The sequence below is a fragment of the Micromonospora sp. L5 genome (assembly GCF_000177655.2).
GTDB lineage: Bacteria > Actinomycetota > Actinomycetes > Mycobacteriales > Micromonosporaceae > Micromonospora > Micromonospora aurantiaca.
Window position 1 is genome coordinate 957928 of the sequence record NC_014815.1, and the last position, 23854, is coordinate 981781.

Below are 23854 nucleotides of genomic sequence, written 5' to 3' on the forward strand. Positions count from 1 at the left end.
TTGGAATCCAAACTTACTCTCGCGCTGGGCGGGTGCGCGCCCCGCCTTCCCCGTCCACGCGCCCCACCCCACCACGAAGGAACCACCATGTTCCGCTCTCCCCGTACCGCCCGATTGCGGGTCGGCCTGGTCGCCGCGACCGCCGCGGCACTCGTGACAGGCACCGCCGTGATGGCGACGAACGCCCAGGCGGCGGCCGGCTGCCGCGTCACCTACACGACCGCCAGCCAGTGGCCCGGCGGCTTCACCGCGAACGTCGACGTGACCAACCTCGGTGACCCGATCAACGGCTGGAACCTGCGCTGGACGTTCCCGTCCGGCCAGCGGGTCACCCAGGCCTGGAGCGCCACAGTCACCTCCTCCGGCGCCGACGTCACCGCGACGAACGTCGGCTACAACGGCTCCATCGCCACCAACGGCAGCGTCTCGTTCGGCTTCAACGGCTCCTGGTCCGGCGCGAACACCGCGCCCACCGCGTTCTCGCTCAACGGTGTGGCCTGCACCGGCGGCGTCGGCGGGACCACCCCGCCGCCGCCCACCACGCCACCGCCGACCACTCCGCCCCCGACCACCCCGCCGCCCACCACGCCACCGCCCACGACCCCGCCGCCCGCCGGCAACGCCATGGCCGCCGTCGCCGCCATGCAGCCCGGCTGGAACCTCGGCAACTCCTTCGACGCGGTCGGCGCGGACGAGACCGCGTGGGGCAACCCGCGGGTCACCGAGGCGCTGCTCGACAACGTCCGGGCGCAGGGCTTCAACAGCATCCGCATCCCGGTGACCTGGAGCAACCACCACGGCGCCGCGCCGAACTACACGATCGACGCGGCCTGGCTGAACCGGGTACGCGAGGTGGTCGGCTGGGCGCTCGCCGACGGCTTCTACGTGGTGCTCAACATCCACCACGACTCGTGGCAGTGGATCAACACGATGCCCACCGACCGCACCAACGTGCTGAACCGCTACAACGCGCTCTGGACCCAGATCGCCGCCGCGTTCAAGGACTCCTCGCCGAAGCTGACCTTCGAGAGCGTCAACGAGCCGCAGTTCACCGGAAGCTCCGGCGACGCGCAGAACGCCACGCTCCTCAACGAGCTGAACACCTCGTTCCACCGCATCGTCCGTCAGTCCGGCGGGGGCAACGCCACCCGGCTGCTGGTCCTGCCGACCCTGCACACCTCCGCCGAGCAGGCCCGGGTGAACGAGCTGGTCAGCACGTTCAACACGCTCAACGACCCGAACCTGATCGCCACCGTGCACTTCTACGGGTACTGGCCGTTCAGCGTGAACGTCGCCGGGGGCACCCGGTTCGACGCGACGGTCCAGCAGGACCTGACCGACCAGTTCGACCGGGTCTACAACGCCTTCGTCACCCGCAACATCCCGGTGATCATCGGCGAGTACGGGCTGCTCGGCTTCGACCGCCACACCGGCACCATCGAGCAGGGCGAGAAGCTCAAGTTCTTTGAGTTCCTCGGCCACTACGCGCGTAGCCGCAAGCTGACCACCCAGCTCTGGGACAACGGCCAGCACTTCGACCGCACGTCGTTCGTGTGGAAGGACCCCGAGCTGTTCGCGCAGATCAAGTCGAGCTGGACGACCCGCTCCGGCACCGCGTCCAGCGACCAGGTGTACGTGCCGCGTACCGGCACGATCACCGCCAAGAGCCTGACGCTCAACCTGAACGGCACCACGTTCCAGGGGCTGCGCCAGGGCACCACCGACCTGGTGAACGGCACCGACTACACGGTCTCCGGCAGCACCCTGACGCTCACCGCGTCGGCGCTGACCCGGCTGGTCGGCTCCCGCGCGTACGGGGTGAACGCCAACCTCCAGGCCCGCTTCTCCACGGGCGTGCCGTGGCGGATCAGCATCATCACGTACGACCCGCCGGTGCTGTCGAACGCCACGGGCACCACGGCGGCGTTCACGCTCCCGGCGCAGTTCCGCGGTGACCAGCTGGCCACGATGGAGGCGAAGTACGCCGACGGCAGCAACGCCGGGCCGCACAACTGGACCTCGTACAAGGAGTTCGACGTGACGTTCGCGCCGAACTACACCGGCAACACGATCGCGTTGAAGCCGGAGTTCTTCGCCGAGGTCAACGACGGCCAGCGGGTCACGCTGACGTTCCACTTCTGGAGCGGCACGAAGCTGACCTACTACGTGACCAAGTCCGGCAGCACCGTCACCGGCACGGTGAGCTGACCGCGACGGCACGGCTCGCGGCGGTGGGCGTCGACACCGCCGCGAGCCGTGCCCGGCACGAGTTTCCGCCGGACCGATGATTTCCGAGGTCGGCGCCGGTCGACAGAGGCATGAAGACGCTCACTCTCCAGACGCCCGAGGTCGACCTGGTCTACGACGTCCACGCCCCCGAGGCGGCCGAGGCCGGGCACCGCCCCTTGTTCATGATCGGCCAGCCGATGTGCGCCGACGGCTTCACCACGCTCGCGTCGTACTTCCCGGACCGCACAGTCATCACGTACGACCCGCGCGGGCTCGGCCGGAGCGTCCGCAAGGACGGCCGGAACGACTCGCTGCCCGAGGTGCAGGCCCGGGACGTCCGCGACATCGTCGACGCCCTCGGCATGGGCCCGGTCGACATGTTCGCCAGCAGCGGCGGCGCGGTGACCGCGCTCGCGCTGGTGGCCGCCCACCCGGACGTGGTGACCACGCTGGTGGCGCACGAGCCGCCGCTGACCACGCTGCTCCCCGACGCCGAGGCGGCCGGCCGGGCCATGGCCGCCTGCCAGGAGGCGTACCGGAAGAACGGCTGGGGTGCCGGCATGGCGGCGTTCATCGGCCTGACGTCGTGGCGGGGCGAGTTCAGCGACGACTACTTCGCCCAGCCCGCGCCGGACCCCGCCGCGTTCGGAATGCCGGCCGAGGACGACGGCAGCCGCGACGACCCGCTGCTCTCCGACCGGTCCGCGGCGGTCACCGTCTACCGGCCGGACGCCGACGCGCTGCGCGCCGCGCCCACCCGGGTCGTGGTGGCGGTGGGCGAGGAGTCGGCGGACACCCTCACCGCGCGGACGTCGGTGGCCACCGCCGAGCTGCTCGGCGGACAGGCCGCGGTCTTCCCGAGCCACCACGGCGGGTTCCTCGGCGAGGGAATGGGCCACGCCGGGCAGCCGGAGGCGTTCGCGCGCCGGCTGCGGGAGATCCTCGACGCCTGACCGCGGCGTCGCCGCGTCGCGGATGCCCGCGACGGTCAGGCCCGGCGCACGTCGGTGACCATCGCCGGGTAGGGCCCGGCCGGTGTGCCGGGCCCGGCCTGGTCGGCGGGGACGACGTTCTCCATCCGTAGCCGCAGGAGGGCCGGGTCGGCGGTGTCGAGGACGATCCGCCACCCCCAGCCGCCGCCGTACTCGGCGGTCAGCTCGACCGCCGCCCCGCCCGCCGCACCGGTGAGCGTCATCGGGGTCGGCTGCTGGTGCCACGAGTCGCCCCACCAGGCGACGAGCGAGCCCGGCCGGTCGCCGGCGCCGACCACCAGCAGGCCGTCCTGCGGGCCGTCGTCGGGATGTTCCCACGAGTACGACACGGTGGTCAGGTGCCCGCCGGCCGCGGTGGCGACTGTGAGCGCGGCCGGCGACTCGGCGAGCGGATCGGCGGGCATCAGCCGGAAGCCGTTGGTGCCTGCCCAGGACCCGGTGACGTCGGTGAGAACCATCGTCCCAGGATAGGAGCCAACCCCGACAGCGCACGCCCGCCGCGCGTGCGGCGCGGCCCGACCTCGGATCTCCGGCAGGACGGGGTCAGGCGGAGAAGTCGTCGTCGGCGTCGCGGGCGTCCGCCTGGATGTGCTCGCCGGGGCGCTTGCCCCGGATCTCATCCTGTTCGCGTACCCGGCCCGCTTCGGCGTGTTCGTCCTGGTTCAGGTCACCGAGCCGCGCCCGGGCCGGACCGGCCAGGTCCTCCAGGTCGTTCTTCGCGCGCTCGACGCTCATTGCCGCCTCCCCGGATCGTCGCGTGGCGGCCCTCGCCGCCTGCCGAGGCGCGTCCCCGCTGACCCGGCCGGCAAACCGCCGCCACCGGCCGGGCGCCCGCCCGCCGTGCGGTCATGCGGGCGGCAGTGCGGTGATCAGGTCCTCGGCGTGCCGCAGCGTGTCGGCCAGCGCGTCGCGCGGTCCGTCGTCCAGCGGGATCGAGCGGGCCTGCCGCACCAGCTCCCGCGCGGACTCCGGCTCGTCGAGTTGCAGCGCCAGTTCCGCCCGGTAGACCAGCGCCTCCACCTGGACGGCCGGGTCGTCGGCGGCATCCGGGCGGGCAAGCGCGCCGTCGAGGATCCGCGCGGCCTGCTGGGGATTGCCGCGAGAGTCCGCCTGCACCACCGCGTTCTGCAGCGTACGGGCCAGCCCGCCCCTGTCGTCGGTCTCCGCGGTATCGCTCCGGCCGACGAACCGGATCCAGTTGCCGCCGGGGTCGACGATGCTGAACCCGAAGTGGCCCTCCTGGTTGCGGCGTGGCCGGGGCCGGGTCATCCGGGGCACGCCGGAGACGAGCACCTTGCCGTACGTGGCACGCAGGCCGTCGGTGAAGGCCCGGTGGATGTCGACCAGGTCGTCCACCACCACCAGGCAGGAGCCGTACGAGTCGGCGGGATCGAACTGCGGCATCCCGAAGAAGTGCAGATGGAGATCCTCCCGCCGCAGTGTCAGGTACGGGTTCGGGCGCTCCTGCCGGTACGTGATCTCGAAGCCGAGGGCCTGGTAGAAGGGCGCCACATCGTCCAGGGAGCGGCACGGCAGCAGCGGGATCGTCGTCTCGTTAGCCATGCTCCGAGCCTGGCGACCGAGGGCCGGCTCGTGCACATGGAAATGTCCGTTCGGCTTCTGGCGCCGTCCGAACGGACACGGGGGCCGGTCCGTAGTGGACCGGCCCCCGTGCGGGGTTTCGTTCGGGTCAGGGCTTCCAGGACCCGGCGGAACGGAAGCGGTGCTTGTATTCCACGACGCCGTTCTGGTCCTTGACGTCGAAGATGAGCTGGCCGCTGCGCTTGGAACCCTCGGGCAGGTTGTTGCCCGAGGTCATCAGCTTGCCGCAACCCGAGAAGGCGCCGCCGATGCCGCTCTCCTCGGTGCCGTCCGCAGCGACCCAGGTGAAGTAGAACGGGTTGATCGAGCCGGTGCCCTTGGTGATCTCGGCGGTCACGTCGGCGATCAGGAACATGCCGTTCTTCGGGCCGGGCATGACCTCGCTGCAGGCGGCGTTTCTGGTCCGGAAGTTGCCGACGGTGATCTCGATGGTGCCCCGGTCGTCGTTGACGACCAGCTTGTCGCCGGCCGGCATGTTGAACGTCTTGTCGTCGGTGTTGCCCGGCTGCGGCGTGCCGGTGGGAGCGCCCGTCGGGGTGTCACCTGTGGGCTGGCCGTAGGTGACGCCCGGGGTGGGCAGCGAGTCGATCGCCTCCTGGGTCTTCTTCGCGCCGCTGTAGATGGCGAAGATGCCGCCACCGCAGCACAGCAGCAGCAGGATCACCGCGATGATGCCGACAGTGATCCAGACGTTCTTGTTCGACTTCTTCGCCGGCGGTCCGAAGGGCGCTCCGGGCGGCGGCGGGTACGCGCCACCACCCGGCGGCGGGTAACCACCCGGGGGCGGGTAGCCACCCGGCTGCTGGTACTCGCCGCCCGGGGGCGGGTACGCCGCACCCGGCGGCTGGTACTCGGACCCCGGCGGCGGGTACGCACCGCCCGGCGGCTGGTACGCGGCACCCGGCGGCTGGTACTCGCTGCCCGGCGGCGGGTACGGCGCGCCCGAGACGGGCGGCTGCGGCGCGTCCGAGGGCGGCGGGTAGGGCGAGCCCGACGTCGGAGCGGGCGGTGGCGCGTACGGGTTGCCCGGCACCGGCGGCATCGGGGCGGTGGGGAACGCCTGCGTCGGCGGTTCCTGCGGCTGCTGGTTCGGGTCCGGTGACCCGGACGGAGGCTGAGGGTGGCTCACCGTACTCCTTGGGCGCCTTCGGAATTTTCAGTCGGAACGACGGTACAAGCCGGGCACAACCCGCCCGGCAGCGCCTCATCGACGAAGCAGGACGGCCGCGGTGCGGACCAGGTCGTCGTCCACGGCGAACCGTCCGGTCACCGCTGACGGCGGATCGGGCACCGGGGCGGCGGCGAGCCGGGCCGGGGCGATGGCGGCGTGGAACGTGCCCGTCTCCGGGTCGAGCACGACGCGCGCGTCGGCGAAGCCCAGCCACGTGCCGACGAGCGGGTGCCAGACCTTGTAGACGGTCTCCTTCGCGCTGAACAACACGGTCGGCCAGGGCGTGCCGGGCGGCAGCCGGGCCAGGTCCGCCTCCTCGTCGGGGCGGCACACCTTCCGGCGTACCCCCGGGGAGAGCGGCCGGTAGCGCTCGGCGTCGATACCGACGGCGCGCACGTCGGTGGCGCGGGCGGCGGCCGCGGCGCAGTAGTCGCGGGTGTGGGTGATGGCGCCGACCACGCCGGGCGGCCAGATCGGGGCCCGGTCGGCGCCGGCCGGTACCGGCGTGGCGGGCAGGCCGAGCGCGCCGAGTGCCCGGCGGGCGCAGACCCGCCCGGCGGTGAAGTCTCGGCGCCGGCCGGGTACCGCGCGCTCACCCAGGGCGGCCAGCTCGGCCGGGAGCAGCTCACCGGCCCAGTCGGCCGCGTCGGCCACCGCCACGGCGACCTCGGCCGGGAGCAGATCACGCACGAGAGGTGGATGACGGGGACACGCGGTGAACGTACCGTAACGCTTGGGCGTGCCGCTGCGCTGAAGGAATGTTGCGGGGAGGCAACCGGTCCATCACCACCATTCCTGACTCGGAAGGAGCGGCCGATGACGCCTGGCGCGGAGGTTTCGGGAAGTACCGGCGGCGAGCACGTGCCGGTGACCCCCGACTGGACCTGCGGCTCGTGCGGTGACGACTGGCCCTGCGCCACGAAACGTCACCACCTGCTGCGCGAGTACCAGGTGGACCGGGCATCGTTGAGCGTCTATCTCGGGTCCTGCCTCGCCGCGGCGACGCAGGATCTGCGCTCCGTGCCGGTCACCGCGCTCCAGGACCGGTTCATCGGCTGGGTGCCGCGCGGCCCGCGTATCGCCGAGGCATGAGCGCGTCCGGTGGCCGCCGCGTCGGGTTCGCGGCGGCCACCGGCTGCGGTCCTCAGGGGCGGCGCGGCCGCCGGGTGAGCCCGAAGCCGACCACGCCGGCCACGGCGGCGAGCACGCCGCCCACTGTGGTCCACACCCAGCGCGATCCGGCCTCGGGGAGCCACCCGGTCAGGTCGGTCTCCTCGTCGGCCACCGGCTCGGGCGTCGGCTCGGCGCTGAGCACGGTGCCGGCCCTGGTGTTCGGCACCAGCGGCGCGGCCAGTTCACCGTCGTCGCCGGACGCGCCGCCCTCGTCGGTCGCGCCGACGAGCATCTCCACGTCGATCGGCAGACCGAGGTCGGGTTCCGGCAGGTCGGTGACGGAGAGCCGGATGTAGTAGGTGCCGGGCAGCGGGTCGCCCGACCAGGGTTCGGCCCACGGCCGTACCCGGCGCAGCGTGCAGCCCAGCGCGACGCTCGTCGCCGACGCGCCGGCGGTGGGGGTCTGCGCGCCAGCGGTGCACGCCTGCCGGCGGCGCAGCCCGTCGAAGACGTCGACGGTCCAGGTGGACGCGCCGCTGCGTGGCTTCGGGAACGTGACGGTGGCGGTGACCTCGTGCACCTGCCCGGCGTCGGCGCGGAACGACCAGTACAGGTGGTCGCCGGTCGACGCGCCCACCTGCACCGGCTGGCCGGCGGCGACTGTGGTGGCGGTGAGGAACGAGGTGCCCGCCTTGGTCACCGTGGTCGCGCCCGGTGACGGGCTGGGCGCGGCCAGGGCCGCCGCCGGGGTGAGGGCGAGTCCGGCGGCGGTGATCGCCGCCGCGGAGCGGATCAGCGTACGCATGCTCAGTTCACCCTCCACGTGTGCACCCACCAGCGGGTGAGCAGTCCGGCGACCAGCCCGGTGAGCAGTCCGGCGAGCGCGAGCAGGAGCAGCAGCACCCAGCCGCGGCCCAGATCCGGCCCGTCCGGCGCGGGGGAGGCGGCCACCACGTCGACTGTCAGCTCCACCGGCATGCCGGGCCGGGCCTGGGTGCCGGGCTTGGCCGCGAACGAGTTGCTGACCACCAGGCAGACGGTCCGTACGGACTGCTCCGCGCTGGCGCTCGGCTCCGGGCTCGGCCCGTCCTCCTCCTCCTCGGCGGCCGACCAGCGCAGCCCGGCGGAGACCACGTCGGTACGCCCGCTGCCGGCGTCGACGCCCCGGACCAGTTCCCGCCCGTCCGGCGCGGTGGCGCGCAGCAGCACGCCGTAGTCCGGGTTGACCGGCCGGTCCAGCGCGACGCTCACCGAGGCGCGCAGTTCCTGCCCGGGACGCACCGGCACCCGGTACCAGCGGTGCTCGGAGAACGCCTCCCGGTCGCTGTAGACGCCGGGGGCGAGCAGCGGCGCGCCCTCGCACGCCGTGCCGCCGCCGACCACAGCCGGAGCGGCGGTGTACGTGTCCCGGGCGCGGTCGACGAGCTGCTTGATCCGGCCGGTCAGCTCGTCGGCGCTCTGCGCGGCGGTGTAGGTGCCCCCTGTCGCGCCGGCGATGCAGAGCAACTGCTTGCGTACCTTCTCGTCCGGCGCCAGGCCGAGCGTGTCGACCACCAGGCGGGTGCCCTGGGCGGCCAGCTCGCGGGCCACCTCGCACGGGTCGGGCGGCGCGCAGGTGTCCTCACCGTCGGTGATCAGCACGATCCGGCGGGCGGTGCTGCCGGTTCCCAGGTCCTGCGCGGCGGAGCGCAGGGCCAGCCCGACCGGTGTGAAACCGGTCGGCCGCAGCCCGGCCACGGCGGCCTTGGCCTGGGTGCGGTCCACCGGGCCGACGGGCACGATCTGCTGGGTGTCCAGGCAGCCCTGCTTCTTGTCCTTGCCCCGGTAGGTGGCGCCGAGCACCCGGATGCCGAGCTGTGTCTCGTCCGGCAGGGCGTCGACCACCTCGTTGAACGCCTGCTGGGCGACGGAGATCCGGCTGCGCCCGTCGATGTCGCGGGCCCGCATCGATCCGCTGACGTCGAGGACCAGCTCGACCTTGGGTGGTTCGGCGACGGGCTCGGTGGTCTCGTCGTCGGCCCCGGCGGGGCTCGGCCCGATCAGCGCGGCCGCCGCCAGCAGTCCGATGAGGACGGCCGTCGATCGTCTCTTGTTGATCACCGGGCGAAGTGTAGTGAGATCCACATTGGAAGATCATCCGGGTCGGAGGTGCCCGCCGGAGGTCCGTCTCCGGCGTCCGCCGGGGCCGTCACGGTCGCGCTCGGCCACCCACCGTTAGCTGCACCATGTAAACCTTTCGGCCGGTGGTGCACTCGTCGGAAATCTGACCGGCCCGCACCCGTTGTGCCGTTGCCGGAGTGTGGTTAAGCTCTTTCTTGCGCGCCCCAATCGCCCGCTTCCCCCGTGGCAGGCGATCGGGGCGCGCTTTTTTGGTGCCCCGGCGCCGCGCAGTGCCCGGCGTCCCGCGTCAGATCCAGCGGCCGTCCAGCCACATCCGCGCCGACCAGTCCGCGTACGGCAGCACCCGGCCCACGAAGATCGGGTAGAAGTACGCGAAACAGAGCGCCACGAGCAACACGTACGCGCCCGCGATGATCCCGCCCACCAGCCGGCGGTCGTGGACCTGTTGCGGGTCCGGTGGCGCGGCCGTGTTCGACACCGGCGCGGGAGTGGCGATCGCGCCGAGCACGTAGACCACCGCGAGCACCAGGAACGGCACCGCCGGCGCGGCGTAGAAGGAGAACATCGTCCGGCCGTCGAGGGCGAACCAGAACCAGGGCAGCAGGCCGGCGGCGGCGCTGAGCAGGATCGCGCCCGCCCGCCAGTCACGCCGGGCCAGCCCGAGCCAGGCGGTCGCGGCCAGCGCCGGCAGGAACGACCACCACAGCAGCGGCGTACCCAGCAGCAGCACCTCCGAGGCGCAGCTCGGTGCGCCGCAACTGCCGTCGCCGGACCAGTGGAACGCCACCGGGCGGCCGAGCAGCAGCCACTGCCAGGGCCAGGACTGGTACTTGTGCGGGTCGTCGAGCTGGGTGTGGAAGCCGTACGCCGCCTTGTGGTACTCCCACAGGTTGATCAGCGCGCCGATGATCGGGGTGTCGCTCAGCTCCGGGTTGTTCGGGTAGCGCTCCGCCAGGCGGTAGTAGCCGTCCTGGCCGAGCAGCCAGCCCGACCAGGTCGCCACGTAGGTCACGAGCATCAGCACGCCCGCGGCGAGCAGCCACGGCAGCTCGTCGAGCACGGCGTCGCGCCACGGCCGGCGTACCCCGGACGAGCGGCGGACGCCCACCTCCCAGAGCAGCACCAGCAACGCGAACGCCGGTACGAAGTAGAGCGCGCTCCACTTCACCGAGCAGGCGCAGCCGAGCAGCACACCTGCTGCCAGCCGCCACCACGGCCAGTCCCGCCAGCCCGACGACGGACGGCCGGCCCGGCCCGGCTGTGTCGGGTCGAGCCCGCCCTCCAGCGCCCGCGCCCAGCGCCGCCTCCGGGCGTCCCGGTCGAGCACCAGCGCGCCGAACGCGGCGAGCACGAACAGCAGCAGGAAGATGTCGAGGATGGCCGTGCGGGAAAGCACCAGGTGGTAGCCGTCGAGCGCGAGCAGCAGGCCGGCCGCGCAGCCGAGCACCGTGGAGCGGAACATCCGCCGCCCGATACGGACCAGCAGCAGCACCGACAGCGTGCCCGCCACCGCCGCTCCGAACCGCCAGCCGAACTCCGGCGAGGTGGTGATCAGGTGGCCCGGCACCGAGACGCCGCTGTCCGCGTCCTGGTAGCCGAAGGCCCACTCGCCGATGCCGATCATCCACTTGCCCAGCGGTGGATGCACCACGTACGAAGGGCCGTTGTCCTTGTAGTTCCACTCGAAGCCGCGGTCGATCAGCCCGTACGCGTCCTTGGCGTAGTAGGTCTCGTCGAAGATCTTCCCGGGCGGGAAGCTGAGCCCCACGAAGCGCAGGATCGCCGCGACGGCCACCACCACCGCTGTCGCCAGCCACGCCTGACCTCGACCGATGCGATCATCGACGGCGGCGAGCCGGCGCCGCACGGCGGCGGGAAGCCCGCGCCCGGCGCCGTCGCCCCGGTCGGTGGTGGAAGGGTCCGGGTTCGCGCTCTGTGCTGTCGACGCACTCGTCACCCGGCGATCGTAGGCTGCGAGGGTGCCCGGTGGCGTCTCTCGTCTCCGAAATTGGTACGACCGTCGATGAGGGAGCGCACGCCGTGGGGGAAATGTCCGAGGTAGGGCGGCTCGTGTTGCTCGGCGCGCCGCTCGGCAACCCGGCCGACGCGTCCGCCCGGTTCCGCGAGGTGCTGGCCGCCGCCGACGTGGTCGCCGCCGAGGACACCCGGCGGCTCACCCGGCTGGCCCGCGACCTGGACGTGACTGTGCCCGGCCGGATCGTCTCGTACTTCGAGGGCAACGAGGAGCGGCGTACCCCCGAGCTGGCCGAGGTGCTCGCCGCCGGCTACACGGTCGCGCTGGTCACCGACGGCGGCATGCCGAGCGTCTCCGATCCCGGCTACCGGCTGGTCCGGGCCGCACTGGACGCCGGTGTGCCGGTCACCGCCGCGCCCGGGCCGAGCGCGGTGACCACCGCGCTGGCACTGTCCGGGCTGCCCTGTGACAGGTTCTGCTTCGAGGGCTTCCTGCCGCGTACCCCCGGCGCCCGCCGCTCCCGGCTGCGCGCGCTCGCCGCCGAGGACCGCACGCTGGTGTTCTTCGAGGCGCCGCACCGCATCACCGGTGCGCTCGCCGACCTGGCCGAGGCGTTCGGCAGGGACCGGCCCGCCGCGCTCTGCCGCGAGTTGACCAAGACCTACGAGGAGGTCGTCCGCCGGTCGCTTGGCGAACTGGCCGAGTGGGCCGCCGAGGGCGATCCGCGGGGCGAGATCACGCTCGTCGTTGCGGGCGCACCGGCCACGCCCGCGGTCCGGCCGGACGACGAGACGCTGCGCGCGGCGGTGGCCGAGCGCGAGGCGGCCGGGCTGTCCCGCCGGGACGCGATCACCGAGGTCGCCACCGCGTACGGGCTGCGGCGGCGCGAGGTGTACGCCGTCGTGCACAGCTGAAAGGAAGGGCCCCTTCTTAACGCCTGCGGTAGAGGAAGGGCCCCTTCTTAACGCCTCACCTCACCAGGCGGCGGCCAGGAAGCCGACGGTGATCAACGCCGGCCCGGCCAGCGCCAGGCCGACCGCCCAGCGCCGCTGCCGTTCGTCCGCGAGCCGGGTCGCCCCGGTCCACCTGGCGATCCCGGCGGCGCAGCCGGCCACCAGGGCCAGTCCCAGCAGCCAGCGCAGGTGCCTTCCGACGCCGGTGTCCGCGTAGGCGGTGGACCCGTCCGGCCCGGTCATCCGCGCCCGCAGCGAGCTGCCGGTGTCGGTGCGCCCGGCCGGTACGCCGCTGACCCGTACCCCGTGGGCCTGGAACCGGTCGCCGTCGGCGGAGAAGATGCCCCGGCAGCGCTGGGTGAGCCCGCCGCCCGCGCACTCGGTGATCATCACGGTGCCGCCGGTCGAGTGCCCCACCGCCAGCCAGAACGGCCCGGCGCTCACCCAGGCGAAGAACGCGGCGAGCAGGCTCAGCGTCAGCAGCACGGCCAGCCCGGCGGGCGGGCTCGGCGGCGCGGCCGGGCGGGCGCGTTCCCGTCGCGCCGGGGGCCGGCCCGGACGTGGGCGCGGCTCGTCGCGCAGCGGCGTGCCGTCCCAGTGCACCTCCTCGATCGGCGCCCAGCCGCCGGACGGGGCGGCCTCGCGCTGCCAGCGCGGCTGGCGTACCGGCACCCGGCTCGGCACCGCGTCCACCGGCGCTCCGGTGGTCGGCTCCACCTCCACCGGCGGGTCCGCCGGGTCGAGCCGTGGCTGGGGAGCGACGGGCCCGCCGGGCGGCGTGGGCCGCGCCGCCCGCCGCGTGGCGGCCGCCGACGGCTCGGGCGCCGCTGGTCTGCTGGTCACGATGTTCATTTCACACCGGTACGTCTGGCTTGTCGGGCAGCTCACGCCGCGTGTCGGCGACAAATCGGACGTACGGTCGGAGCGCGCACCCCATTGGTTCGCGGCACGCCCACGGCAATCACTAGGCTTGCTGCTCATGAGTCACGTTCTCGCCGCGGTCGCCTGGCCCTACGCCAACGGCCCGCGCCACATCGGCCACGTATCCGGATTCGGCGTTCCCTCCGACGTCTTCTCCCGGTACATGCGGATGGCCGGTCACGACGTGCTCATGGTCTCCGGCACCGACGAACACGGCACCCCGATCCAGGTGCAGGCCGACGCCGAGGGGGTCACCCCGCGCGAGCTGGCCGACCGCTACAACCGGGTGATCGCCGAGGACCTGCGGGCGCTGGGCCTGTCGTACGACCTGTTCACCCGCACCACCACGCGCAACCACTACGCGGTGGTGCAGGAGCTGTTCACCGGGCTGCACCGCAACGGCTACATCGTCCCGAAGGTCACCATCGGGGCGATCTCCCCGTCCACCGGCCGGACGCTGCCCGACCGCTACATCGAGGGCACCTGCCCGATCTGCGGCTACGACAGCGCGCGCGGCGACCAGTGCGACAACTGCGGCAACCAGCTCGACCCGATCGACCTGATCGACCCCAAGTCGAAGATCAACGGGGAGACCCCGGAGTTCGTCGAGACCGAGCACTTCTTCCTCGACCTGCCCGCCCTGGCCGACGCGTTGCGGCAGTGGCTGGACACCCGCGACGGCTGGCGCCCGAACGTACTGCGGTTCTCCCGCAACCTGCTCGACGACCTCCAGCCCCGGGCCATCACCCGCGACCTGGAGTGGGGCGTGCCGATCCCGCTCGACGACTGGCGTGACCGCCCGGACAAGCGGATCTACGTCTGGTTCGACGCGGTCATCGGCTACCTGTCCGCGTCCATCGAGTGGGCCCGGCGCACCGGCGACCCGGAGGCCTGGCGCAAGTGGTGGTCGGCGGACGGGGAGGGGAAGGACGCCCGCTCCTACTACTTCATGGGCAAGGACAACATCGTCTTCCACTCGGTGATCTGGCCGGCGCTGCTCGGCGGCTACTCCGGTGAGGGCGCCCGCGACGGCGAACCGGGCGAGCTGGGCCGGCTCAACCTGCCCACCGAGGTCGTCTCCAGCGAGTACCTGACCATGGAGGGCCGGAAGTTCTCCTCCTCCCGCAAGGTGGTCATCTACGTCCGGGACTTCCTGGAGCGCTACGACGCCGACGCGCTGCGGTACTTCATCGCGGTGGCCGGCCCGGAGAGCAACGACACCGACTTCACCTGGGCCGAGTTCCTGCGCCGCAACAACGACGAACTGGTCGCCGGCTGGGGCAACCTGGTCAACCGGTCCGTGTCCATGGCGGCGAAGAACTTCGGCGCGATCCCGCCGGTCGACCCGGCCGGGCTCACCGAGGCCGACCAGGCGCTGCTGGACATCGCGAAGGCCGGCTTCGCCACCGTCGGCGACCTGATCGCCCGGCACCGGCAGAAGCAGGCCATCGGCGAGGCCATGAAGGTCGTCGCCGAGGCCAACAAGTACCTCTCCGAGCAGGCGCCCTGGAAGCTCAAGGGCGAGGACGAGAAGCCCCGCATGGGCACCGTCCTGCACGTCGCGCTCCAGGTGGTCAGCGACGCCAACACGCTGCTCACCCCGTTCCTGCCGCACTCCGCCCAGAAGATCCACGAGCTGCTCGGCGGCACCGGCGTGCACGCGCCGATGCCCGTCATCGAGGAGGTCGACGACCTCGACGGCGGGCCGTCGTACCCGGTGCTGACCGGTGATTACACGGTCGGGGCGCGCTGGGAGTCCGTACCCCTGGAAGTGGGCCGGCCGCTCGCGGCGCCGAAGCCGGTGTTCCGCAAGCTCGACCCGTCCATCGTCGAGGAGGAGCTGGCCCGCCTGGCCGGCTGAACACGCGCGCGAACCGCGGCCCGGGGATCTCTCCCCGGGCCGCGGTCGTGCGCGCCGGTCAGGCGCGGGCCATGCTCGGCTTGCCGATGAACTCCATGATGGCCTTGTTGACCTCGGTGGGATGGGTCCACGGCGTGCCGTGCGGCGCACCCTTCAGCGTGACCAGCTTGGCGTCGGACAGCATGTTCACCAGCCGCTGGCCCGTCACCGGGTACGGCAGCACGTTGTCCTTGTCGCCCTGGATGATCAGCACCGGCACGTTGATGTTCGGCAGGTCACCGCGGAAGTCGGTCTGCCAGGCGTCCACCGAGTCGTGGGTGCCCTTGGCCGACGCCTGCGCGCCGATCTGCCAGTGCGCGTGGTACGCCTCGTCGCTGACCAGCGTCCCCCGGTTCTCGCTGGCGTTGAAGAACGCGTCGCAGAACTGGGTCAGGTAGGCGAACCGGTCCTGGATGATCGCCTTCTGGAACCCGTCGAACATGCTCTTGTCGACGCCCTCCGGGTCGTCGGGCGCCTTGAGCAGGTACGGCGCCAACGGGGCCATCAGGACCGCCCGGTCCACCCGGTCCGACCCGTACGCGCCCAGATAGCGGGTCACCTCACCGGTGCCCATGGAGTGCCCGACCAGGATCGCGTTCCGCAGGTCCAGTTCGGTCATCAGCACGTCGAGGTCGGCGGAGAACGTGTCGTAGTCGTAGCCCATGGCCGGCTGCGCGGAGTTGCCGAATCCACGCCTGTCGTACGTGATCACCCGGTATCCGGCGTCCAGCAGCGGACCGCTCACCTTCTCCCAGGTCGCCCCGTTGAACGGGAAACCGTGGATCAGCACGATCGGCTGACCGGAACCGTGATCCTCGTAGTACAGGTCGATGGGTGCGGAGTTCTCCGTACCGACGGTGACGAAAGGCATGTCGGGATTCCCCCTCGCGCGGGTTTCTCGGACACCCCACGCCTTCCCGACCTGCCCTCGTCTATTCGTGTCGGGCCGGATAGGGCAGGTCCACCACCCGGTCGTCGGCCAGCTCGGCGCCGGGCGCCCAGACCTCGTACACGCCGCGTTCCAGACACTGCGCGCCGGTCGCGGCCACCGCGTCCGGATCCGGGCGGCGCAGCCGCAACCGCAGCCAGCCGCCCTCCTCCCGCAGCACCAGGCAGGGCACCCCGCGCCAGGCCGCCGTGCGCACCCGCCGGGCCGCCGCGTCCACCGGGTACCGGGCCGCCCGGGTCATCGCCAGCACCCGGAACCCGCCCGGCTGGTCGGCCACCGCCTCGTACTCCGAACCCGCGTACGTGCCGACGAGCCGGGTGGAGCGCGGCGCCTCGCCGGTCGGCACGTACTCCTGGTCGGCGGAGAGACCCGGCACCGCGGCGAGCAGGTGCCGCCACTGCGGGCCGGCCAGGCGCAGCCAGCCCCGCTGCTCCGCCTGGTAGGTGTAGAGGACCACCTCCACCCCGTCGGCCGGGTAGGCGAGCAGGGTGGCGTTCGCCGGCATCGGCAGGTCGGCGAACTCCCGGGTGACGAACTCCGGTACGAGCTGCGCGCTGCTCGGCACGAACCCGGTACCCAGCACCGGCGGCCCCAGCCGGTCCCGGGGCGGCAACGCCATGAGTCCCCGGTGCGCCGGGCCCACGGGCACGTCGTAGTCGGCCGGGTCGGCGGCCCGCCAGCGCACCGCGTACGCCACGTCGCCGCCCTCGGAGTCGCCCCGCAGCACCGCCATCCCGGCCGGTGTCCGCAGGTGCGCGACGTCGTGCTCCCGGTAGCAGAAGCCGTGCGGCAGCACGCCCCGCACGTACCCGGCGAGCTGCCGGGCGGAGAGCACCTTCACCATCCGGGTACCCGGCCGGATCACCGCCGACGCCCGTACGGCGGCGAGCGTCGGATCCGCCGCCGCGCCCGGCTGCTGGCTGAGCTGGTGTACGTACGCCCAGCCCCGGTCCCGGTGCACCGGCATCAGCAGCGGCGCGTCCGTGTCGTCGGCCGAACCGGCGCCCCCGTGCACCGCGTCGACCTCGGTCGCGTGCACGAACCGGCGCCACGGATAGCCGTTGCCGGGCCGGGGACACCACTCGAACCCGGGCGCCTCGTCGGCGCTGAACAACTCGTACGCCGCGCCCCGGGCGATCTCCTCCGCCGGATGCACCCGGCCGCCGTACGTCACGCGCAACCCGGCCCGGTCGGAGGCGGGCCCGCCGGCCTGGTCGGTGACTGTCACTCCAGGACGCTAAGCCCGCCAGATGTGAGGCATGTGAACAGCCGGTGGCGGTCCGGGAACGCAGCCCCGGGCGGGTGTGTGATGCTGGCCGCGATGACCGAGCAGACCGAGACCCGCAAGCAGCGCGCCGCCCGCCGGGCCGGGGAGTTCCCGCCCGCCCCCGAGCCGCTGCCCGTACCCGTGCCGGACAGCCACACCCACCTCGACATCACCGTCGGCGAGTTCGGCACGCCTCCCGGCGGCACCACCGGCGACGACCCGGTGGCCGCCGCGATCGACGTCGCCGCCCGGGCCGGCGTGGACCGGCTCGTCCAGGTCGGGGTGGACGTCGACTCGTCCCGGTGGAGCGCCGACGTCGCCGACCGGTACGCCCCGGTGCTCGCCACCGTCGCGCTGCACCCGAACGAGGCGCCCCGGCTGGCCGACCTGGACGAGGCGCTGCGCGAGATCGAGACGCTCGCCGGCCGGGACCGGGTCCGGGGCGTCGGCGAGACCGGGATGGACTTCTTCCGTACCGGCGACGACGGGCGGGCCGCGCAGGAGGAGAGCTTCCGGGCGCACATCGCCATCGCCAAGCGGCACGGCAAGGCGCTCGTCATCCACGACCGGGACGCGCACGCCGACGTGCTGCGCATCGTTGACGACGAGGGCGCCCCGGAAACCGTGGTCATGCACTGCTTCTCCGGCGACGCCGACTTCGCCCGCGAGTGCGTCCGGCGCGGCTTCCTGCTCAGCTTCGCCGGCACCGTCACGTTCGGCAGCGCCGCCGCGCTGCGCGAGGCCGCCGCCGTCACCCCGCCCGCGCAGATGCTCGTGGAGACCGACGCGCCCTACCTGACCCCGATGCCGTACCGGGGACGGCCCAACGCGTCGTACCTGATCCCGCTCACGGTCCGTTTCCTCGCCGAGACCACCGGCACCGACGTGGACGCCCTCTGCGCCGCCCTCTCCACGAACGGTGAGCGAGCGTTCGGCCCGTGGCGGTGAGCGCGTTCGGTCCGTGGCGTTAAGAAGGGGCCCCTCCATATCGCGAGGCGTTAAGAAGGGGCCCTTCCTTCCCCGCGGGCGGGGGCGCTTACGCTACGGGGCGTGACCGGACTCCTCGGCCCGGCGGAGATCCGGGAACTCGCCGCGCGCATCGGCGTCACGCCGACCAAGAAACTCGGCCAGAACTTCGTGCACGACCCCAACACCGTGCGCCGGATCGTCACCACCGCCGGGCTGACCCCCGACGACGTGGCGCTGGAGGTCGGCCCCGGGCTCGGCTCGCTCACGCTCGCCCTGCTCCCGGTCGCCGCGCACGTGCACGCTGTGGAACTCGACCCGGCGCTCGCCGCCGCGCTGCCGGAGACCGCCGCCCGCTTCGCCGGGGCGGCCGCCGAGCGGCTCACCGTCCATCCGGCCGACGCGCTGCGGGTCACCGCCGACGACCTGGCCGGCCCGGCGCCCACAGCGCTGGTGGCGAACCTGCCCTACAACGTCGCCGTGCCGGTCGTGCTGCACCTGCTCGCCGAGCTGCCCACGCTGCGCCACGGCCTGGTGATGGTGCAGAAGGAGGTCGCCGACCGGCTCGTCGCCGGTCCCGGCTCCAAGGTGTACGGCATCCCGTCGGTCAAACTCGCCTGGTACGCCCGCTCCCGCGCCGCCGGCAAGGTCCCGCCGAACGTGTTCTGGCCGGTGCCGAACGTCGACTCCGGCCTGGTCGCGTTCACCCGGCGCGAGCCGCCCCGGCCGGACGTACCCCGGAAGGCCGTCTTCGCCGTCGTCGACGCCGCGTTCGCCCAGCGCCGCAAGACGCTGCGCGCCGCCCTGGCCGGCTGGGCCGGCGGCGCGGACCGGGCCGCCGCGGCGCTCACCGCCGCCGGCGTGGACCCGTCCGCGCGGGGCGAATCGCTCACCGTCGAGCAGTTCGCCGCCATCGCCGCGTCGGCCCCGGACGCCCCCGGCGGCGAGCAGTAGGCTGGCGCCGTTGCCCGACCCCTCGCCGAGGAGCTGACAGTGCCGAAGCCGTTCGACATCCGCCCACGTCCGGTGGAGTCCACCCGGTGACCGAGGCATGGCGACCGGGGGACGAGGACGGGCAGCGGCGCGGCGCCGGCGGCCCGGTCAAGGTGCGGGTGCCCGCCAAGGTCAACCTGCATCTCGGGGTCGGACCGCTGCGGCGTGACGGCTACCACGAGCTGAACACCGTCTACCACGCGATCTCGATCTACGACGAGCTGACCGCCCGTCGCGGCGACACGCTCACCCTCACCATGGAGGGCGAGGGCGCCGGCGAGCTGGCGCTGGACGACACCAACCTGGCGCTGCGCGCCGCGCACGCGCTGGCCGGTTACGCGGGCGTCGCCCCGCACGCCCGGCTGCACCTGCGCAAGCAGATCCCGCTCGCCGGCGGGCTGGCCGGTGGCAGCGCCGACGCCGCCGCCGCGCTCGTCGCCTGCGACACGCTCTGGGGCACCGGGCTGTCCCGCGACGAGCTCGCCGGCATCGCCGCCGACCTCGGCTCGGACGTGCCGTTCCTCATCCACGGCGGCACCGCGCTCGGCACCGGCCGCGGCGAGGCGGTCAGCCCGGTGCTGGCCCGCCCCACCTCCTGGCACTGGGTGGTGGCGATCGCCGACGCCGGCCTGTCCACCCCGGCCGCGTACCGGGAACTGGACCGGCTGCGTGACGCCGGAGCCGCCGGCACGCCGCTGGGCAGCACCGACGCGCTGCTCGCCGCGCTGCGCCAGCGCGATCCGCGGGTGCTCGCCGCCACGCTCGGCAACGACCTCCAGGACGCCGCGCTGACCATGCGCCCCTCGCTGGCCGAGACGCTCAAGGCCGGCGAGGCCGCGGGGGCGCTCGCCGGCATCGTCTCCGGCTCCGGACCCACCTGCGTCTTCCTCGCCACCGGCGAGGCCGACGCCGTCCGGATCGCCGCCGAGATCACCGCCGCCGGGGTGTGCCGGGAGGCCCGCGTCGCGCACGGTCCGGTCGCCGGCGCCCGCGTGGTCTGACGCCCCGTACCCTTGACTCAGGCGTCCCGGGCCCCCGGGACGCCTGAGTCGTGAAGGGTGGGTCAGTGGCCAACATCGTCAACCTGGACCGGGTGTCCAAGGGGTACGGCGCCGCGGGGCCGCTGCTCACCGAGGTCTCGCTCGGCCTCGACGACGCCGACCGGGTCGGTGTGGTCGGCCTCAACGGCGCCGGCAAGTCGACGCTGCTGCGCCTGCTCACCCGCACCGAGGAACCCGACGATGGCCGCGTCACCCACCGCCGCGACCTGCGGGTGGCCTGGCTGCCGCAGCGCCTGGACCTCGCCCCCGAACTGACCGTGCGGGACGTGGTGCTCGGCACCGCCTGGCTCGGCGAGAGCATGGGCGCCGAGCACGAGTGGGCCGGCGACGCGGGTGTCCGCGCCATCCTCGACGGCCTCGGCATGCCCCACCTCGGCCTGGACACGCCGGTCGGCCCGATGTCCGGCGGGGAACGCCGCCGCGTCGCACTCGCCGCGCTGCTGGTCCGCGACGCCGACCTGCTCGTCCTCGACGAGCCCACCAACCACCTCGACGTCGGCGGCGTCGACTGGCTGGCCCGGCACCTCGTCACCCGCAAGGGCGCGCTCGTCGTGGTCACCCACGACCGCTGGTTCCTCGACGCCGTCTGCACCACCACCTGGGAGGTCGCCGACCAGACCGTCCGGGCGTACGAGGGCGGCTTCGCCGCATGGACGCTGGCACGCGTCGAGCGGCAACGCGTCGCCGCCGCCACCGAGGCCCGCCGCCAGAATCTGCTCCGCAAGGAGATCGCCTGGCTGCGCCGGGGCGCCCCCGCACGCACCTCGAAGCCCAAGTTCCGCATCGACGCGGCGAACGCGCTCATCGCCGACGTGCCGGAACCCCGCGACACCATGTCGCTGCAGCGGCTCGCCACCGCCCGGCTCGGCAAGCAGGTGTACGACCTCGAACACGTCCGGCTGCACGCCGGCCCGAAGGAGATCCTGCACGACACCACCTGGCAGGTCGGGCCCGGCGACCGGGTCGCGATCCTCGGCCGCAACGGCGCCGGCAAGACCACCCTGCTGCGGATGCTCGCCGGGGTGACCGGCCCCGACGGCGGGCGCTTCGCCGCCGGGCAGACCGTCCGGCCCGCGTTCCTGTCCCAGGAACTCGCCGAACTCCCCGGCCACCTGCGCGTGCTGGAAGCCGTCGAGGAGGTGGCCCGGCGTGTGCAGTTCGGCGACCGGGAGATCAGCGCCGCCCAGCTCGCCGAGATCTTCGGCTTCGACGACAAGCGGCTCTGGACCCCGGTGAGCGACCTGTCCGGCGGCGAGCGCCGCCGCCTGCAGATGCTGCGGCTGCTCGCCGGGGAGCCGAACGTGCTCCTGCTCGACGAGCCCACGAACGACCTGGACACCGACACGCTCGCCGCGCTGGAGGACCTGCTCGACTCGTGGCCCGGCAGCATCGTGGTAGCCAGCCACGACCGCTACCTGATCGAGCGGGTCACCGACGTCGCGTACGGCATGTTCGGCGACGGCCGGCTGGTGCACCTGCCCGGCGGCGTCGACGAGTACCTCGCGCGCGCCGCCGCGGCCGGCGGCCCGGCACCCGCCGATCTCACCCCGGCCACGGCGGCGTCGGCGCGCGAGGGCATGTCAGCGGCCGAGGTACGCGTCGCGAAGAAGGAACTCAACCGGCTGGAACGGCAGATCGCCAAGCTCGAACAGAAGGAGGCGGGCCTGCACGAGCAGCTCGCCGCGAACGCCACCGACTACGCCCGGGTCGCCGAGCTGGACGCCCAGCTCAAGGAGGTACGGGCCGAGCGGGACCGCACCGAGGAGACCTGGCTGTCCCTCGCCGAGGAGCTCCCGGGCGGCTGACCTGCCGCCCGGGGTGGGGGGTGTGCGGCGTCACTGACCGGCGTACGGGACAATCACCTGTGGAACCCTCGTCCGAACGGTCTTTTGGAGACGCAGAGATGGCCCACACCCCCGTCAACCACCCCGCGCGGCCGATCTACCGGGCGATCGGCGGGCTCGTTGGTCTGTACTTCGTCGTCTTCGGCGGCCTCGGCATCATCGCCAGCGCCGGCAACGACTTCCTCGCCCAGGACGACACCAAGGTCCTCGGCCAGGGCACCAACATGGCGTTCTCGCTGCTGTCGGTGCTGGTCGGCGTCGTGATCCTGGTCGGCACGGCGATCGGCCGCAACCTCGACGTGGCGATCAACCAGTGGCTGGCCTACACGCTGATGGTGATCGGCCTGGCCGCGCTGGCGTTCCTGCAGACCGACGCCAACATCTTCAACTTCTCGATCATGACCGACGTCGTGGTCCTGACCCTGGCGCTGGTGCTCCTGATGGTCGGCATGTACGGCAAGGTCGGCTCCGACGACGAGCACGAGGCCTGGCAGAAGGCCCGCCTGGTGCTCTGATCCCGTCTCTCACCGAAGGCCCGGCGCGCTGCGCCGGGCCTTCGGTGTTTTCCGGACGCGACCGGACAACGCAGGTGACAATTGCCCCGAATCAGTCACACGGCTGGAGGGCATCATGGCGCACTTCCCGGTGAACCACCCCGCGCGGCCGCTCTACCGGGTGCTGTCCGGGCTCATCGGCCTCTACATCCTGGTCTTCGGCGTCTTCGGCGTCTTCCAGACCTGGGGCGAAGGACTGTTCGGCCGGGACAGCGACTGGGCGCTCGGCCTGCGTACCAACCTGGCCTTCTCGCTGGTCTCCGTGGTCTTCGGCGCGGTCCTGCTGATCGGGGCGTCCCGCCGCGACAACCTCGGCCACTACATGAACCTCACCGCCGGCGTGGTCTTCCTGGTCACCGGCATCCTGATGATGTCGGTGCTCCAGACCCCGGCGAACTTCCTGAACTTCTCGATGTCGACAGTCATCGTGTCGCTGCTGTTCGGGCTGGTCCTGCTCGCCACCGGCCTCTACGACAAGGTCGGCACCGCCGAGCACGCCGAGGAGGAGCGGCAGCGCCGCTACCACCCCATCGGTGAGCGCTGAAGCGGCTGTTGCGCCGACGTGGCGTCAGCCCCGGGGGATCGGCCCGGGTTTCGACTCCAGGTGCGACAACCCGTTCCAGGCCAGGTTCACCAGGTGCGCCGCCACCGTCTCCTTGCGCGGCTTGCGTACCTCCAGCCACCAGCGGCCGGTCAGCGCCACCATGCCCACCAGCGCCTGGGAGTAGAGCTCCGCCAGCTTCGGGTCGTACCCCCGGATGGAGAACTCGCCCGCCAGGATGTGCTCCACCTGGTGCGCCACGTCGTTCATCACGCTGCTGAAGTTGCCTGTCGCCGACATCAGCGGCGACTCCCGGACCAGCACCCGGAACCCGCTGGTCTCCTCCTCGATGTAGGTCAGCAGCGTCAGCGCGGCCTGCTCCAGCAGCTCCCGCGGGTTGCCCGCTGTCAACGCCGTGGTGATCCGGTCCAGCAGGGCGCGGACCTCCCGGTCCACCACCACCGCGTAGAGCCCCTCCTTGCCGCCGAAGTGCTCGTAGACCACCGGCTTGGAGACCTTGGCGCGCGCCGCCACCTCCTCGATCGAGGTCGCGTCGAAGCCCTTCTCGGCGAAGATCTGCCGGGCGATCGAGATCAACTGCTCGCGCCGCTGCGTCGCGGACATCCGCACCCGGGAGGGCTTCGCCGCCGGCACGGGCCGCCGCCGGGCGCGGTCGCTGCCGGATACGTCGGTCACCCGTCC

23 protein-coding genes are annotated in these 23854 nt (G+C 72.9%); 11 read left to right on the forward strand and 12 right to left on the reverse strand.

Going from position 1 to position 23854, the window contains the following annotated elements:
* Positions 1–87: 87 nt before the first annotated feature.
* Together ML5_RS04875 and ML5_RS04880 are read left to right on the forward strand one after the other, a co-directional pair.
* Complete coding sequence (locus ML5_RS04875; RefSeq protein ID WP_013473931.1) at positions 88–2208, forward strand: cellulase family glycosylhydrolase; 2121 nt, start codon at positions 88–90, stop codon at positions 2206–2208.
* Between the two features lie 110 nt (positions 2209–2318).
* A complete protein-coding gene (locus ML5_RS04880; protein ID WP_013473932.1) occupies positions 2319–3182 on the forward strand; it encodes an alpha/beta fold hydrolase in 864 nt (287 codons plus the stop codon).
* A 35-nt stretch (positions 3183–3217) separates the two neighbouring features.
* Here the strand turns inward: ML5_RS04880 and ML5_RS04885 are convergent, their stop codons facing one another.
* From ML5_RS04885 to ML5_RS04905, 5 genes are all read right to left on the reverse strand, one after another.
* Entirely contained in the window at positions 3218–3679 is a 462-nt protein-coding gene (locus ML5_RS04885; RefSeq protein ID WP_013473933.1) for a hypothetical protein, read from the reverse strand.
* An 85-nt stretch (positions 3680–3764) separates the two neighbouring features.
* Entirely contained in the window at positions 3765–3956 is a 192-nt protein-coding gene (locus ML5_RS04890; protein ID WP_013473934.1) for a hypothetical protein, read from the reverse strand.
* A gap of 111 nt (positions 3957–4067) precedes the next feature.
* On the reverse strand, positions 4068–4784 hold the full coding sequence (locus tag ML5_RS04895) for a hypothetical protein (RefSeq protein ID WP_013473935.1): 717 nt from the start codon (positions 4782–4784) through the stop codon (positions 4068–4070).
* A gap of 127 nt (positions 4785–4911) precedes the next feature.
* On the reverse strand, positions 4912–5952 hold the full coding sequence (locus tag ML5_RS04900) for a hypothetical protein (protein WP_013473936.1): 1041 nt from the start codon (positions 5950–5952) through the stop codon (positions 4912–4914).
* Positions 5953–6027: 75 nt separating this feature from the next.
* Complete coding sequence (locus ML5_RS04905) at positions 6028–6684, reverse strand: 4'-phosphopantetheinyl transferase (RefSeq protein ID WP_041784121.1); 657 nt, start codon at positions 6682–6684, stop codon at positions 6028–6030.
* Positions 6685–6810: 126 nt separating this feature from the next.
* Between ML5_RS04905 and ML5_RS04910 the strand changes: the two genes are divergently transcribed.
* The gene (locus ML5_RS04910; RefSeq protein WP_013283937.1) at positions 6811–7086 is read left to right on the forward strand and encodes a hypothetical protein; all 276 of its coding nucleotides are present in this window, start codon (positions 6811–6813) and stop codon (positions 7084–7086) included.
* A gap of 52 nt (positions 7087–7138) precedes the next feature.
* Here the strand turns inward: ML5_RS04910 and ML5_RS04915 are convergent, their stop codons facing one another.
* The 3 genes from ML5_RS04915 to ML5_RS04925 form a co-directional block, all read right to left on the reverse strand.
* A complete protein-coding gene (locus ML5_RS04915; RefSeq protein WP_013473938.1) occupies positions 7139–7912 on the reverse strand; it encodes a hypothetical protein in 774 nt (257 codons plus the stop codon).
* Between the two features lie 2 nt (positions 7913–7914).
* A complete protein-coding gene (locus ML5_RS04920; RefSeq protein WP_013473939.1) occupies positions 7915–9207 on the reverse strand; it encodes a VWA domain-containing protein in 1293 nt (430 codons plus the stop codon).
* Between the two features lie 307 nt (positions 9208–9514).
* A complete protein-coding gene (locus tag ML5_RS04925; protein ID WP_013473940.1) occupies positions 9515–11185 on the reverse strand; it encodes a dolichyl-phosphate-mannose--protein mannosyltransferase in 1671 nt (556 codons plus the stop codon).
* A 92-nt stretch (positions 11186–11277) separates the two neighbouring features.
* On the opposite strand from ML5_RS04925, the gene rsmI reads away from it, so the two are divergent.
* A complete protein-coding gene (gene rsmI / locus ML5_RS04930; RefSeq protein WP_041784123.1) occupies positions 11278–12117 on the forward strand; it encodes a 16S rRNA (cytidine(1402)-2'-O)-methyltransferase in 840 nt (279 codons plus the stop codon).
* Positions 12118–12177: 60 nt separating this feature from the next.
* Here rsmI and ML5_RS04935 read toward each other — a convergent pair whose 3' ends face one another.
* Positions 12178–13008: a hypothetical protein gene (locus ML5_RS04935; protein ID WP_221488154.1), complete on the reverse strand. Its 831-nt coding sequence runs from the start codon at positions 13006–13008 to the stop codon at positions 12178–12180.
* Positions 13009–13135: 127 nt separating this feature from the next.
* On the opposite strand from ML5_RS04935, the gene metG reads away from it, so the two are divergent.
* Positions 13136–14938, forward strand: a complete 1803-nt coding sequence (gene metG, locus ML5_RS04940) for a methionine--tRNA ligase (protein WP_013473943.1) — start codon at positions 13136–13138, stop codon at positions 14936–14938.
* A 58-nt stretch (positions 14939–14996) separates the two neighbouring features.
* Here metG and ML5_RS04945 read toward each other — a convergent pair whose 3' ends face one another.
* A complete protein-coding gene (locus ML5_RS04945; RefSeq protein ID WP_013473944.1) occupies positions 14997–15848 on the reverse strand; it encodes an alpha/beta fold hydrolase in 852 nt (283 codons plus the stop codon).
* 61 nt (positions 15849–15909) lie between these two features.
* A complete protein-coding gene (locus tag ML5_RS04950) occupies positions 15910–17154 on the reverse strand; it encodes a hypothetical protein (RefSeq protein WP_013473945.1) in 1245 nt (414 codons plus the stop codon).
* An 81-nt stretch (positions 17155–17235) separates the two neighbouring features.
* Between ML5_RS04950 and ML5_RS04955 the strand changes: the two genes are divergently transcribed.
* From ML5_RS04955 to ML5_RS04980, 6 genes are all read left to right on the forward strand, one after another.
* Positions 17236–18141 carry a TatD family hydrolase gene (locus ML5_RS04955; RefSeq protein ID WP_013473946.1) on the forward strand — a complete coding sequence of 302 codons (906 nt, stop codon included), beginning with the start codon at positions 17236–17238 and terminating at the stop codon, positions 18139–18141.
* A 102-nt stretch (positions 18142–18243) separates the two neighbouring features.
* On the forward strand, positions 18244–19113 hold the full coding sequence (rsmA, locus tag ML5_RS04960) for a 16S rRNA (adenine(1518)-N(6)/adenine(1519)-N(6))-dimethyltransferase RsmA (RefSeq protein WP_013473947.1): 870 nt from the start codon (positions 18244–18246) through the stop codon (positions 19111–19113).
* 86 nt (positions 19114–19199) lie between these two features.
* Positions 19200–20153: a 4-(cytidine 5'-diphospho)-2-C-methyl-D-erythritol kinase gene (locus tag ML5_RS04965; RefSeq protein ID WP_013473948.1), complete on the forward strand. Its 954-nt coding sequence runs from the start codon at positions 19200–19202 to the stop codon at positions 20151–20153.
* 65 nt (positions 20154–20218) lie between these two features.
* Complete coding sequence (locus tag ML5_RS04970) at positions 20219–22018, forward strand: ABC-F family ATP-binding cassette domain-containing protein (RefSeq protein ID WP_013473949.1); 1800 nt, start codon at positions 20219–20221, stop codon at positions 22016–22018.
* A gap of 98 nt (positions 22019–22116) precedes the next feature.
* A complete protein-coding gene (locus ML5_RS04975) occupies positions 22117–22572 on the forward strand; it encodes a DUF4383 domain-containing protein (protein WP_013283950.1) in 456 nt (151 codons plus the stop codon).
* 115 nt (positions 22573–22687) lie between these two features.
* Positions 22688–23155: a DUF4383 domain-containing protein gene (locus tag ML5_RS04980; RefSeq protein ID WP_013283951.1), complete on the forward strand. Its 468-nt coding sequence runs from the start codon at positions 22688–22690 to the stop codon at positions 23153–23155.
* A 24-nt stretch (positions 23156–23179) separates the two neighbouring features.
* Here ML5_RS04980 and ML5_RS04985 read toward each other — a convergent pair whose 3' ends face one another.
* Complete coding sequence (locus ML5_RS04985) at positions 23180–23848, reverse strand: TetR/AcrR family transcriptional regulator (protein ID WP_013473950.1); 669 nt, start codon at positions 23846–23848, stop codon at positions 23180–23182.
* Positions 23849–23854: the final 6 nt, after the last annotated feature.

Excerpts from the sequence above, each read along its gene's own strand:
- ML5_RS04980 (WP_013283951.1), top strand. The coding sequence starts at position 22,688 with ATGGCGCACTTCCCGGTGAACCACCCCGCGCGGCCGCTCTACCGGGTG.
- rsmI (WP_041784123.1), top strand. The coding sequence starts at position 11,278 with ATGTCCGAGGTAGGGCGGCTCGTGTTGCTCGGCGCGCCGCTCGGCAAC.
- ML5_RS04915 (WP_013473938.1), bottom strand. The coding sequence starts at position 7,912 with ATGCGTACGCTGATCCGCTCCGCGGCGGCGATCACCGCCGCCGGACTC.
- ML5_RS04880 (WP_013473932.1), top strand. The coding sequence starts at position 2,319 with ATGAAGACGCTCACTCTCCAGACGCCCGAGGTCGACCTGGTCTACGAC.
- ML5_RS04885 (WP_013473933.1), bottom strand. The coding sequence starts at position 3,679 with ATGGTTCTCACCGACGTCACCGGGTCCTGGGCAGGCACCAACGGCTTC.
- ML5_RS04945 (WP_013473944.1), bottom strand. The coding sequence starts at position 15,848 with ATGCCTTTCGTCACCGTCGGTACGGAGAACTCCGCACCCATCGACCTG.
- ML5_RS04890 (WP_013473934.1), bottom strand. The coding sequence starts at position 3,956 with ATGAGCGTCGAGCGCGCGAAGAACGACCTGGAGGACCTGGCCGGTCCG.
- metG (WP_013473943.1), top strand. The coding sequence starts at position 13,136 with ATGAGTCACGTTCTCGCCGCGGTCGCCTGGCCCTACGCCAACGGCCCG.
- ML5_RS04975 (WP_013283950.1), top strand. The coding sequence starts at position 22,117 with ATGGCCCACACCCCCGTCAACCACCCCGCGCGGCCGATCTACCGGGCG.
- ML5_RS04955 (WP_013473946.1), top strand. The coding sequence starts at position 17,236 with ATGCTGGCCGCGATGACCGAGCAGACCGAGACCCGCAAGCAGCGCGCC.
- ML5_RS04935 (WP_221488154.1), bottom strand. The coding sequence starts at position 13,008 with ATGAACATCGTGACCAGCAGACCAGCGGCGCCCGAGCCGTCGGCGGCC.
- ML5_RS04910 (WP_013283937.1), top strand. The coding sequence starts at position 6,811 with ATGACGCCTGGCGCGGAGGTTTCGGGAAGTACCGGCGGCGAGCACGTG.
- ML5_RS04875 (WP_013473931.1), top strand. The coding sequence starts at position 88 with ATGTTCCGCTCTCCCCGTACCGCCCGATTGCGGGTCGGCCTGGTCGCC.
- ML5_RS04895 (WP_013473935.1), bottom strand. The coding sequence starts at position 4,784 with ATGGCTAACGAGACGACGATCCCGCTGCTGCCGTGCCGCTCCCTGGAC.